The 11,921-nt window shown below is 60.7% G+C and carries 11 protein-coding genes; 10 read left to right on the top strand and 1 reads right to left on the bottom strand.

The annotated features are described in order from the left end of the window. The first annotated feature begins 188 nt into the window (after positions 1-188). Both bamE and ACCD02_RS22575 read left to right on the top strand, forming a co-directional pair. On the top strand, positions 189-443 hold the full coding sequence (gene bamE / locus ACCD02_RS22580) for an outer membrane protein assembly factor BamE (protein ID WP_413306770.1): 255 nt from the start codon (positions 189-191) through the stop codon (positions 441-443). Positions 444-446: 3 nt separating this feature from the next. After that, complete coding sequence (locus tag ACCD02_RS22575) at positions 447-1,025, top strand: lipocalin family protein (protein WP_413306768.1); 579 nt, start codon at positions 447-449, stop codon at positions 1,023-1,025. Here the strand turns inward: ACCD02_RS22575 and ACCD02_RS22570 are convergent. Further along, the gene (locus tag ACCD02_RS22570) at positions 1,014-2,378 is read right to left on the bottom strand and encodes a formimidoylglutamate deiminase (protein WP_413306766.1); all 1,365 of its coding nucleotides are present in this window, start codon (positions 2,376-2,378) and stop codon (positions 1,014-1,016) included. The genes ACCD02_RS22575 and ACCD02_RS22570 overlap by 12 nt on opposite strands. Before the next feature lie 209 nt (positions 2,379-2,587). Here ACCD02_RS22570 and hutC point away from each other — a divergent pair, with 209 nt between their 5' ends. From hutC to hutI, 8 genes are all read left to right on the top strand, one after another. Continuing rightward, on the top strand, positions 2,588-3,298 hold the full coding sequence (gene hutC, locus ACCD02_RS22565) for a histidine utilization repressor (protein ID WP_259104481.1): 711 nt from the start codon (positions 2,588-2,590) through the stop codon (positions 3,296-3,298). Continuing rightward, entirely contained in the window at positions 3,295-3,891 is a 597-nt protein-coding gene (locus tag ACCD02_RS22560) for a HutD family protein (RefSeq protein ID WP_413306763.1), read from the top strand. The genes hutC and ACCD02_RS22560 overlap by 4 nt, the downstream gene beginning before the upstream one ends. Before the next feature lie 397 nt (positions 3,892-4,288). Continuing rightward, the gene (gene hutU, locus ACCD02_RS22555; RefSeq protein WP_413306761.1) at positions 4,289-5,986 is read left to right on the top strand and encodes a urocanate hydratase; all 1,698 of its coding nucleotides are present in this window, start codon (positions 4,289-4,291) and stop codon (positions 5,984-5,986) included. A 235-nt stretch (positions 5,987-6,221) separates the two neighbouring features. Further along, positions 6,222-7,187, top strand: coding sequence for an ABC transporter substrate-binding protein (locus ACCD02_RS22550; RefSeq protein ID WP_413306758.1), 966 nt, complete (start codon positions 6,222-6,224; stop codon positions 7,185-7,187). Between the two features lie 96 nt (positions 7,188-7,283). Continuing rightward, on the top strand, positions 7,284-8,135 hold the full coding sequence (locus ACCD02_RS22545; RefSeq protein WP_413306755.1) for an ABC transporter permease: 852 nt from the start codon (positions 7,284-7,286) through the stop codon (positions 8,133-8,135). Next, on the top strand, positions 8,132-8,962 hold the full coding sequence (locus tag ACCD02_RS22540; protein ID WP_413306753.1) for a quaternary amine ABC transporter ATP-binding protein: 831 nt from the start codon (positions 8,132-8,134) through the stop codon (positions 8,960-8,962). Before ACCD02_RS22545 ends, ACCD02_RS22540 begins: the two co-directional genes overlap by 4 nt. Before the next feature lie 99 nt (positions 8,963-9,061). Then, positions 9,062-10,594 (top strand): histidine ammonia-lyase, encoded by a 1,533-nt coding sequence (hutH, locus tag ACCD02_RS22535; protein ID WP_413306750.1) that lies wholly within the window; start codon positions 9,062-9,064, stop codon positions 10,592-10,594. Positions 10,595-10,707: 113 nt separating this feature from the next. Then, positions 10,708-11,913 (top strand): imidazolonepropionase, encoded by a 1,206-nt coding sequence (gene hutI / locus ACCD02_RS22530; protein ID WP_413306747.1) that lies wholly within the window; start codon positions 10,708-10,710, stop codon positions 11,911-11,913. The last annotated feature ends 8 nt before the right edge of the window (positions 11,914-11,921 follow it).

The raw sequence follows: 11,921 nt of genomic DNA, 5'->3' as shown, positions 1-11,921 counted from the left end.
ATTTTTCGTCTGGAAAACCCTATTCGCGAATGAATTCGCTCCCACACTGGTTTCAACCGTATCTAGAGAATTCTCCTGCACCACGGAACCAGATCCCGCTTTTCCCTTCTAAGCTTGCGCTATTGCGCCCGCGCAGCCGTTCCGGCCTGCCCCGCATCAGCATTTTCCCAGGCTCAGGAGCTTCACTCATGACTTTGCGCAACGTCGCCCTACTGTCGTTCTGCGTATTGCTGGCTGCATGCAGCAAGATCAATCAGGAAAACTACTCGAAGCTGGCCGCCGGGATGCCCAAGGCCCAGGTCGAAGCGCTGCTCGGCAGCCCGACTGAATGCTCCGGCGCCATCGGCCTGACCAGTTGCACCTGGGGCGATCAGAAGAGCTTTATCAGCGTGCAGTACGCTGCCGACAAAGTGGTGCTGTTCTCGGGCCAGGGTCTGAAATAAGTCATGATCAAGCTACTGCTACGTTTCAGCATTGCGCTGATGGCCTGCTTCCTGACGATCGGCTTTGCCCATTCGGCGGAGAACCTGGAGCCCAAAACCGTCGGCAGTGTCGACCTCAAGCGCTATCAGGGCACCTGGTATGAGCTGGCCAGGCTGCCGATGTATTTCCAGCGCAATTGCGCCCAGTCCGAAGCCCATTATGGACTCAAGGACGACGGCAATGTCAGCGTGCTCAACCGCTGCCGCGACAAGGATGGGCAGTGGCAGGAAATCAACGGCACCGCATCGCCCCAGGAAGCCGGCAAGACCGACCGCCTGTGGGTGGTATTCGATAACTGGTTCTCGCGCCTGCTGCCGGGCATTACCAAAGGCGCCTACTGGGTGCTCTACATCGACGATGGTTACAAGACTGCGGTGGTCGGCACGCCAGATCGCAAGTACCTGTGGCTGCTGTCGCGCACCGCTCACGTGCCCGAAACCACCCGCCAGGAGCTGCTGAGCAAGGCCCAGCAGCAGGGTTACGACACAACCAAGCTGATTTGGCGCACGGAAGATTCGGCCATAGGCAACTCAGCCAAGTAACTCCCGCAGTACCGCAGCAAACGCACGGCTGCTCTCTGCTTCTGCAGCATGGCGGCCGTCGCGAACCACCCATTGGCCGTTGACCAGCACATCACGAATCTGCCGGTCGCCGCCGGCAAACAGCCAGCGATTGAGAATGCCATCGCCAGTGGCCGTGGCGAGGTACGGATCGTTGCCGTCCAGCACCAGCCAGTCCGCGCGCTGGCCGACGGCCAAAGCACCAATGTTCTGCCCCATGGCCTGGGCGCCGCCGATCAGCGCGGCATCAAACAAAGTACGCCCAACCATCGGCTGATCACTGCGATACAGGCGATTGCGGCGTTGGTCGCGCAAACGCTGGCCGTATTCCAGCCAGCGCAGTTCTTCGACCACGCTCAACGAAACATGGCTATCCGAGCCGATCCCCCAACGCCCGCCCTGAGCGATGTAGTCCACGGCCGGGAAAATCCCGTCCCCCAGATTGGCCTCGGTGGTCAGGCACAGGCCAGCCACAGCAGCACTGCGTGCCATGGCCGAGACTTCAGCGACATCGGCATGGGTCGCATGGACCAGGCACCAGCGCTGATCGACTTCGACGTTTTCATACAACCATTGCAACGGCCGACGCCCGCTCCAGGCCAGGCAGTCGTCGACCTCCTTCTGCTGCTCGGCGATATGGATATGCACCGGGCAAGCCTTGTCGCTGGCGCCCAGCACATCGCTGATCTGCTGCGGTGTTACGGCGCGCAACGAGTGGAAACACAACCCAAGGGCCTGGGCCGGTTGCGCGGCCAGCAGCGGCCTGAGCTGCGCTTGCAAGGCCAGATAACTCTCGGTGCTGTGGATGAAACGCCGCTGGCCTTCATTAGGCGCCTGGCCCCCAAAACCGGAGTGACTGTAGAGCACCGGCAGCAGGGTCAGGCCGATACCCGCGCTGCTCGCCGCCTGACTGATCTGCAGGGCCAGTTCGGCCGGGTTGGCGTAGGGCTGACCGGCGCTGTCCTGGTGCACATAATGGAATTCGGCCACCGAAGTGAAACCGCCCTTGAGCATTTCGATATACAGCTGGCGGGCGATCACGCCGAGCTGCTCCGGGCTGATCTTGCCGACCAGCCGGTACATCAGGTCACGCCAGGTCCAGAAGCTGTCATTGGGGTTGCCCGCCACTTCCGCCAACCCGGCCATGGCGCGCTGAAAGGCGTGGGAATGCAGGTTCGGCATGCCCGGCACCACCGGCCCCTTGAGCACTTCGGCGCCCTGGGCATCGGAGTCGCTGAGAACCTGAGTCAACAAGCCCTCGTCACTGACTTCGAAACGGACATTCCTGGCCCAGCCAGTAGCTAACAAGGCGCGCTCAGCGAAGAAGGCGGACATGCTCTGAACCTCATCGGTGTTAAAGTTGTATGTACATATACAGACGTTTGCTCGCCCGGTAAACTCCGACGAGCTTGCCGCCGCTGCGCTTAATGGATAGCGTGAGCGCACTTTTGTACACTCTGCCATGCTGCCAACGTGCCAGAACCCCATTGAACAAGGATTGCCCCGTGCCGACTCCGCCTGCCGTTTCCCTGCTGGCCTCCCAGATGGGCGAAAGTCCGGCGCCGCTGTACGCCCGCGTCAAGCAAATGATCGCCCTGCAAATCCAGAACGGCACCTGGCCGCCGCACCATCGAGTGCCATCGGAAAGCGAACTGGTGACACAGCTGGGCTTCAGCCGCATGACCATCAACCGCGCCCTGCGCGAGCTGACCGCAGAAGGGTTGCTGGTGCGCATGCAAGGTGTCGGCACTTTCGTGGCAGAACCCAAGACCCAGTCAGCGCTGTTCGAAGTGCACAATATTGCCGATGAAATCGCCTCTCGTGGCCATCGCCACACCTGCAAGGTGATGATCCTCGCCGAAGAGGCCGCAGGCTCAGAACGCGCCCTGGCCCTGGATATGCGCGAAGGTCAGCGGGTGTTTCATTCGCTGATCGTGCATTACGAAAACGATATCCCGGTACAAATCGAAGACCGCTTCGTCAACGCCCTGGTCGCGCCCGACTACCTGCGTCAGGACTTCACGGTGCAGACGCCCTACGCTTATCTGTCCCAGGTCGCGCCGCTGACCGAAGGCGAACATGTGGTCGAAGCGATCCTGGCTGAAGCCGACGAGTGCAAACTGTTGCAGATCGAGCCCGGCGAGCCTTGCCTGCTGATCCGTCGTCGCACCTGGTCAGGCCGCCAGCCAGTAACCGCCGCCCGTCTGATTCACCCCGGTTCCCGCCATCGCCTTGAAGGACGTTTCAGCAAATGACCGCCATTACCGTTCTGCGTGCCGTCGACTATCCCCGCATGCCCTGGAAAAACGGCGGCGGCAGCACTGAGGAAATCACCCGGGACGCAGGTGTTGGTCTGGACGGCTTTGGCTGGCGCCTGTCGATTGCCGATATCGAAGCGTCGGGCGGCTTTTCCGTATTCACCGGCTATCAGCGCATCATCACCGTACTGCAGGGCGCGGGCATGACCCTGGACGTGGATGGCCAGACCTCCCGCGAACTGCTGCCGTCCGACCCGTTCGCCTTCAGCGGCGATAGCGCCGTCAGTTGCACCTTGCTCGACGGCCCGATCCGCGACTTCAACCTGATCTATGCCCCGCAGCGCTACAGTGCCCGCCTGCAATGGCTCGACGTGCGTCTGCCGCAACGCCTGTTCAGCTCGGCCAATACCCTGCTGCTGTTCAGCGTGGCCGAACAAGTGGCAGTGGGTGTCGGTAATCAGCCATGGGAAATGCTTGGCCGGCATGACTGCCTGCAAGTGGATAACAACCAGAGTCTGCTGGAAATTGAGTTACAGGCACCGAGTGCCAGCCGCTGCTGCGTGATTGAGCTGACCGAAATCCGCACCTGAAGAACAAATGGACAATCGGTGGGACCGACGCTTTCCCGGCTAAAGCCGGTCCCACATGAAAGAATACGTGCTACGCCCCATCCTGTTACCGAACGCCTCAAAATGGCGCAAAATCGCCGACCGGTAACATCGACCCATTGTCACGCCCCTCCTCCCTGCACCCTCCCCGCTTCAACCAAAGCCTTTAATAACAAAGCTCTCAGCCGCCTTCACAGCACTCTTATCAGACAAAAACCAAGTTGGTCTTTCAATTGCATATGCTTGTATGTACAAGTAAATATGTGTGCGCATGAGCTACAAAGGAGCACGGTGCGCCACCCAACGGATTCGGACCTGCAGACAGGTCCTCGCCCATCGTCGGGCTGGTTTCTGGATTGATCGCTGAGGAGTTTTTTTCGTGACTGAGAATAATCAAGACTTGAATCAAAAATGGACCCGGCATCGTAACGTCGAAGTCCGCGCCGCCCGTGGCACCACGCTGACCGCCAAAAGCTGGCTGACCGAAGCACCGCTGCGCATGCTGATGAACAACCTTGACCCGGAAGTCGCGGAAAACCCCAATGAGCTGGTGGTCTACGGCGGTATCGGCCGTGCCGCGCGCAACTGGGAATGCTACGACAAGATCGTCGAAAGCCTGACCAACCTCAATGACGACGAAACCCTGCTGGTACAGTCCGGCAAGCCGGTCGGCGTATTCAAGACCCACAGCAACGCACCACGGGTGCTGATCGCCAACTCCAACCTGGTGCCTCACTGGGCCAACTGGGAACACTTCAACGAGCTGGATGCCAAGGGCCTGGCCATGTACGGCCAGATGACCGCCGGCAGCTGGATCTACATCGGCAGCCAGGGCATCGTCCAGGGCACCTACGAAACCTTCGTCGAAGCCGGTCGCCAGCACTACAACGGCAACCTGAAAGGCAAATGGGTATTGACCGCAGGCCTGGGCGGCATGGGTGGCGCGCAGCCACTGGCCGCTGGCATGGCCGGGGCCTGCTCGCTGAACATCGAATGCCAGCAGAGCCGCATCGACTTCCGCCTCAAGACTCGCTATGTCGACGAGCAAGCCACTGATCTGGACGACGCCCTGGCACGTATCGCCAAATACACCGCCGAAGGCAAGGCCATCTCCATCGCCCTGTGCGGCAACGCCGCTGAAATCCTCCCGGAAATGGTCCGCCGTGGTGTGCGCCCGAACATGGTCACCGACCAGACCAGCGCCCACGACCCGCTCAACGGCTACCTGCCAAAAGGCTGGACCTGGGAAGAATACCGCGCCCGCGCCATCAGCGAGCCAGCCAACGTGGTCAAGGCCGCCAAGCAATCCATGGCCGAGCATGTCGAAGCCATGCTGGCCTTCCAGAAAGCCGGGGTTCCGACCTTCGACTACGGTAATAACATCCGTCAGATGGCCAAGGAAGAAGGCGTGGCCAATGCCTTCGACTTCCCGGGCTTCGTTCCCGCTTACATTCGTCCACTGTTCTGCCGTGGCGTAGGGCCTTTCCGTTGGGCCGCGCTGTCGGGCAACCCGGAAGACATCTACAAGACCGACGCCAAGGTCAAGGAACTGATCCCGGACGACGCCCACCTGCACAACTGGCTGGACATGGCCCGCGAGCGCATCAGCTTCCAGGGCCTGCCGGCACGTATTTGCTGGGTCGGCCTGGGCCAACGCGCCAAGCTGGGCCTGGCGTTCAACGAAATGGTTCGCAGCGGCGAACTGTCGGCACCGGTCGTGATCGGCCGTGACCACCTGGACTCTGGCTCGGTATCCAGCCCGAACCGTGAAACCGAATCGATGCGCGACGGCTCTGATGCTGTGTCCGACTGGCCACTGCTCAATGCCCTGCTCAACACCGCCAGCGGCGCGACCTGGGTTTCCCTGCACCACGGCGGCGGCGTCGGCATGGGCTTCTCGCAGCATTCGGGCATGGTCATCGTCTGCGACGGTACTGATGAAGCGGCCGAGCGTATCGCCCGCGTTCTGCACAACGACCCGGCCACCGGTGTCATGCGTCACGCCGATGCCGGTTATCAGATCGCGATCGACTGCGCCAGGGAACAGGGCCTGAATCTGCCGATGATCACTGGCTGATGACTCTGGCGCGGCAAACACGGGATTAATGTGGGACCGGCCTTAGCCGGGAAGGGGCCGGTAAATTCAATACATACCCATGGCCTTGAATAGCGTTTTCCCGGCTAAAGCCAGTCCCACAATTGCGCTGCCAAGACATAAACAACACAGGAAAGGGGTGAGCATAAGCCCCATCCACAGGCTGGATGCCTTTTCGACTGCCGCACTACCCTCAGATGATTAGGAGCGTCAAACAATGAAAACGAAAAAGGCCCTGCTGACGACTTTACTATCGGTCGGTTTGCTCGCCAGTGGCGCAAGCCAGGCCGCTGGTTGGTGCGAATCAGGTAAGGAAGTGAAGTTCGCCGAACTGAACTGGGAAAGCGCCATGCTGCTGACCGACGTGCTTAAAGTCGTGTTGGACAAGGGTTACGGCTGCAAGGTGGACTCTCTGCCCGGCAACTCCATCACCATGGAAAACGCCCTGAGCTCCAATGACATCCAGATCTTTGCCGAAGAATGGGTTGGCCGCAGCGAAGTCTGGAACAAGGCTGCCGCCGCTGGCAAAGTCGTCGGCGTCGGTGCACCGATTGTCGGCGCCATCGAAGGCTGGTACGTCCCGCGTTACGTGATCGAAGGTGATGCCAAGCGCAAATTGGCCGCCAAGGCACCTGATCTCAAGTCCATCGCTGACCTGGCCAAGTACCCGGCCCTGTTCAAGGATGCTGAAGAACCAAGCAAAGGCCGCTTCTACAACTGCCCGGCCGGCTGGACCTGCGAGCTGGAAAACAGCGAAATGCTGAAAAGCTACGGCCTTGAAGACAAGTACACCAACTTCCGCCCTGGCACCGGCCCGGCCCTGGATGCTGCCATCCTGTCGAGCTACAAGCGTGGCGAGCCGATCCTGGCTTACTACTGGTCGCCAACGCCGCTGATGGGGCAAGTCGACATGGTGCGCCTGGAAGAAAAAGCTGGCGTGAACAAGACCATCGATATCAAAGTCGGTCTGTCCAAGGCGTTCCACGAACAGGCTCCGGAGCTGGTCGCGGTGCTGGAAAAGGTCAACCTGCCCATCGATCTGTTGAACCAGAATCTGGCACGCATGACCAAAGACCGTATCGAATCGCCTAAGCTGGCGAAGATTTTCCTGAAAGAGCATCCGGAAGTCTGGCACGCCTGGGTCAGCGCCGAAGCCGCGAAGAAAGTAGACGCTTCGCTGTAAGCAAGCGCATGGTCTGTTCGTCCCGCCAAATAGGGGACGAACAGCCTCTGTGTGCGGAGCTTTTGCTCGCCAAGCCTATTTGACTGAGAACCCTCTATGTTCCCCGAAAGCTTTACCTTCTCAATCGCCAACTGGGTCAATGGCTGGGTCGATTCCCTGGTCACCAATTATGGCGATGTGTTCCGGCACATCTCCGACACCCTGCTATGGGCCATCGTCAACCTGGAAAGCCTGCTGCGCATGGCGCCATGGTGGTTGATGCTGGCGATTGTCGGCGGTATTGCCTGGCACGCCACACGCAAGATCACCAGTACGCTGGCGATCGTCGGCCTGCTGTTCCTGGTCGGCGCGGTCGGCCTGTGGGACAAGCTGATGCAAACCCTGGCCCTGATGATGGTGGCCACAATTATTTCGGTGCTGATCGGCATCCCCCTGGGCATTCTCTCGGCGCGCAGCAACCGCCTGCGTTCAGTGCTGATGCCTTTGCTGGATATCATGCAGACCATGCCCAGCTTCGTTTACCTGATCCCGGTGCTGATGCTGTTCGGCCTGGGCAAGGTTCCGGCGATCTTCGCCACGGTGATCTATGCCGCGCCGCCGCTGATCCGCCTGACCGACCTGGGTATCCGCCAGGTAGACGGTGAAGTCATGGAAGCGATCAACGCCTTCGGTGCCAACCGCTGGCAGCAACTGTTCGGCGTGCAACTGCCCCTGGCCCTGCCGAGCATCATGGCCGGGATCAACCAGACCACCATGATGGCCCTGTCGATGGTGGTGATCGCCTCGATGATCGGTGCCCGCGGTCTGGGCGAAGATGTGCTGATCGGTATCCAGACCCTCAACGTCGGGCGCGGACTCGAAGCCGGCCTGGCCATTGTGATTCTCGCGGTAGTCATTGACCGCATTACCCAGGCCTATGGCAGGCCCCGGCACGAGGCGAGCAAATGAGTGGCGTGCAGATGAACAAGATCGAAGTCCGTAACGTATTCAAGATTTTCGGCAGCCGTGAAAAAGATGCACTGGCGATGATCAAGCAAGGCAAGAGCAAGGATCAGGTCCTGGCCGAAACCGGTTGCGTGGTGGGTGTGAACGATTTGTCGCTGTCCATCGGCAGCGGCGAGATTTTTGTCATCATGGGTCTGTCCGGTTCCGGCAAATCGACCCTGGTGCGTCACTTCAACCGCTTGATCGACCCGACCAGCGGCGAAATTCTGGTCGATGGCGAGGACATCCTGCACTACGACATGGAAGCCCTGCGCCAATTCCGCCGCAAGAAGATCAGCATGGTGTTCCAGAGCTTCGGCCTGTTGCCCCACAAGACTGTACTCGACAACGTCGCCTACGGCCTGAAAGTACGTGGCGAAACCAAGGCGTTCTGCGCCGAGCGCGCGCTGCACTGGATCAGCACCGTGGGCCTGAAGGGCTACGAAAACAAGTATCCACACCAGCTGTCCGGCGGCATGCGCCAACGGGTCGGCCTGGCCCGCGCCCTGGCGGCCGACACTGACGTAATTCTGATGGACGAAGCCTTCAGCGCCCTCGACCCATTGATCCGCGCCGAGATGCAGGACCAGCTGCTGGAGCTACAGAAAACCCTGCAAAAAACCATCGTGTTCATTACCCATGACCTCGATGAGGCCGTGCGTATCGGCAACCGCATCGCGATCCTCAAGGACGGGCGGTTGATCCAGGTCGGCACGCCCAAGGAAATCCTCCACACCCCTGCCGACGAATACGTTGACCGTTTCGTTCAGCGCCGGGTAGCAACGCTGTAAATAGAACATCACAACATGCCGCAGCTCATGCGCCACAAGCGCAGGGCATGCAGGAGTCAGCTCTGAGCCTGCGGCAGCCACTTTTCCAGGAGTATCGACGTGAAGCAACTGAATCTGATCCCGGGCCAACTGACCCTGAGCCAACTGCGGGATATCTACCTCCAGCCCCTGACCCTGAAGCTGGACGGCAGCGCAGACCAGCAGATTGAAAACAGCGTGGCCTGCGTCGAGCAGATCCTGGCCGAAAACCGCACCGCCTACGGCATCAACACCGGCTTCGGCCTGCTGGCATCGACCCGCATCGCCAGTGCCGACCTGGAAAACCTGCAACGTTCCCTGGTGCTTTCCCATGCCGCCGGTGTCGGCCAGCCGATCAGCGATGAACTGGTGCGCCTGATCATGGTGCTCAAGGTCAACAGCCTGAGCCGCGGCTTCTCGGGGATTCGTCGGGTAGTGATAGATGCCCTGATCGCCCTCATCAATGCCGAGGTCTATCCGCATATTCCACTCAAAGGCTCAGTCGGCGCGTCCGGCGACCTCGCACCATTGGCGCACATGTCCCTGGTGTTGCTGGGTGAAGGCAAGGCGCGCCACCAAGGCGAATGGCTGAATGCTGTGGATGCCCTGGCCGTGGCCGGGCTCAAACCCCTGACCCTGGCGGCCAAGGAAGGCCTGGCGCTGCTCAACGGCACTCAGGTCTCCACCGCTTACGCCCTGCGTGGCCTGTTCGAAGGTGAAGACCTGTTCGCCGCTGCGTTGTCCTGCGGCGCACTGACTGTAGAAGCCGTACTCGGCTCGCGCTCGCCGTTCGACGCACGCATCCATGCTGCGCGCGGCCAGCGCGGGCAGATTGATGCCGCCGCCTGCTATCGCGAACTATTGGGCGAGAGCAGCGAAGTCTCCGATTCGCACCGTGACTGCGACAAGGTCCAGGACCCCTACTCCCTGCGCTGCCAGCCGCAAGTCATGGGCGCCTGCCTGACTCAACTGCGCCAGGCTGCCGAAGTACTGGCGGTGGAAGCCAACGCGGTGTCCGATAACCCGTTGGTGTTCGCGGCGGAAAACGAAGTGATCTCCGGCGGCAACTTCCACGCCGAACCGGTGGCCATGGCTGCCGACAACCTTGCCTTGGCCCTGGCTGAAATCGGCTCCCTGAGCGAACGCCGCATCTCACTGATGATGGACAAGCATATGTCGCAACTGCCGCCGTTCCTGGTGGCCAATGGCGGCGTCAACTCCGGGTTCATGATCGCCCAGGTCACCGCTGCGGCCCTGGCCAGTGAAAACAAGGCCCTGTCCCATCCCCACAGCGTCGACAGCCTGCCGACCTCGGCCAACCAGGAAGACCACGTATCCATGGCTCCTGCTGCGGGTAAGCGCCTGTGGGAAATGGCTGAAAACACTCGCGGTATTCTCGCTGTGGAATGGCTCGCCGCCTGCCAGGGCCTGGACCTGCGCAACGGCCTGAAGACCTCGGCCAAACTGGAAAAAGCCCGCAACATCCTGCGCGACAAGGTGGCCCACTATGACAAGGACCGTTTCTTTGCTCCGGATATCGAAGCGGCCAGTGAGTTGCTGTCTTCGGCGTGCCTGAACGGGCTGGTGCCTGCCGGCGTTTTGCCAAGCCTGTAATGACATAGTTGTGGGACCGGCTTTAGCCGGGAAGGCGTGGATATGATCAATAGTGCCTTCCCGGCTAAAGCCGGTCCCACAGTCCTATCCCGCTTGCCTCCTGGAGCCCCCGAATGAAAACCCTCTGGCAACACTGTCACGCCGCAACCATGGCGCAGGGCACTTATTCGATCATCGAGAACGCGGCCATCGTCACCTCGGGCACGCTGATCGAGTGGATCGGCCCCCTGTCGGAGCTAACCGCCAAGGACTTCGATCAGGTCATTGACCTGAGAGGCGCCTGGGTCACGCCGGGGTTGATCGACTGCCACACCCATACGGTATTCGGCGGCAATCGCAGCGGCGAGTTCGAACAGCGCCTGCAAGGCGTGAGTTATGCCGAAATTGCCGCTGCCGGTGGCGGGATCGCCAGTACCGTTCGTGCTACCCGTGCAGCTAGTGAAGATGAATTGTTCGCCAGCGCTGAACGCCGCCTCAAGCAATTGCTCAAGGACGGCGTGACCACGGTGGAAATGAAGTCCGGCTACGGCCTGGACCTGGAAAACGAACGCAAGACCCTGCGCGTTATCCGACGCCTGGGCGCAAGCCTGCCGGTCAGCGTGCGCGCCACCTGCCTGGCGGCCCATGCCCTGCCGCCGGAATACGCCAACCGCGCCGACGACTACATCCAGCATATCTGCGATGAAATGCTCCCGGCTCTGGCGGGCGAAGGGCTGGTCGATGCCGTGGATGCGTTCTGCGAGTACCTGGCGTTTTCTCCGGCCCAGGTCGAAAAGCTGTTTATCCGTGCCCATGAACTGGGGCTGCCGGTGAAGTTGCACGCCGAACAGTTGTCGTACCTGGCCGGGTCAAGCCTGGCAGCGCGCTATCAGGCGCTGTCGGCGGATCATCTGGAATTCATGACCGAAGATGACGCCATCGCCATGGGCGCGGCCGGCACGGTCGCGGTGTTGCTGCCGGGGGCTTTTTACTTCCTGCGCGAGACCCAACTGCCGCCCATGGACGCCCTGCGTAAACATAGCGTGAAAATCGCCATTTCCACCGACCTTAACCCTGGCACGTCGCCCGGGCTGTCGTTGCGTCTGATGCTCAACATGGCCTGCACCCTGTTCCGCATGACGCCCGAAGAAGCCTTGGCCGGGGTTACCCTGCATGCCGCCCAGGCCTTGGGCATGGCGCACACTCATGGCTCACTGGAAGCGGGCAAGGTGGCGGACTTCGTCGCCTGGAATATCGACCGGCCTGCTGATCTGGCCTACTGGCTGGGCGGTGATCTGGAAAAGCGCATCGTCCGCCATGGCGTCGAATCACTGATTTAAGGAGAACC

This window comes from Pseudomonas sp. Pseusp88 (assembly GCF_047303955.1).
Taxonomy (GTDB): Bacteria; Pseudomonadota; Gammaproteobacteria; order Pseudomonadales; family Pseudomonadaceae; genus Aquipseudomonas.
The sequence above is the reverse complement of the archived record's forward strand: the minus strand, read 5'-3'. Positions and strand labels throughout refer to the sequence as shown.

Coding starts and splice junctions, on each gene's coding strand:
- ACCD02_RS22550 (WP_413306758.1), top strand. CDS start 6,222: ATGAAAACGAAAAAGGCCCTGCTGACGACTTTACTATCGGTCGGTTTG.
- ACCD02_RS22540 (WP_413306753.1), top strand. CDS start 8,132: ATGAGTGGCGTGCAGATGAACAAGATCGAAGTCCGTAACGTATTCAAG.
- ACCD02_RS22575 (WP_413306768.1), top strand. CDS start 447: ATGATCAAGCTACTGCTACGTTTCAGCATTGCGCTGATGGCCTGCTTC.
- ACCD02_RS22545 (WP_413306755.1), top strand. CDS start 7,284: ATGTTCCCCGAAAGCTTTACCTTCTCAATCGCCAACTGGGTCAATGGC.
- ACCD02_RS22570 (WP_413306766.1), bottom strand. CDS start 2,378: ATGTCCGCCTTCTTCGCTGAGCGCGCCTTGTTAGCTACTGGCTGGGCC.
- hutC (WP_259104481.1), top strand. CDS start 2,588: ATGGGCGAAAGTCCGGCGCCGCTGTACGCCCGCGTCAAGCAAATGATC.
- ACCD02_RS22560 (WP_413306763.1), top strand. CDS start 3,295: ATGACCGCCATTACCGTTCTGCGTGCCGTCGACTATCCCCGCATGCCC.
- bamE (WP_413306770.1), top strand. CDS start 189: ATGACTTTGCGCAACGTCGCCCTACTGTCGTTCTGCGTATTGCTGGCT.
- hutI (WP_413306747.1), top strand. CDS start 10,708: ATGAAAACCCTCTGGCAACACTGTCACGCCGCAACCATGGCGCAGGGC.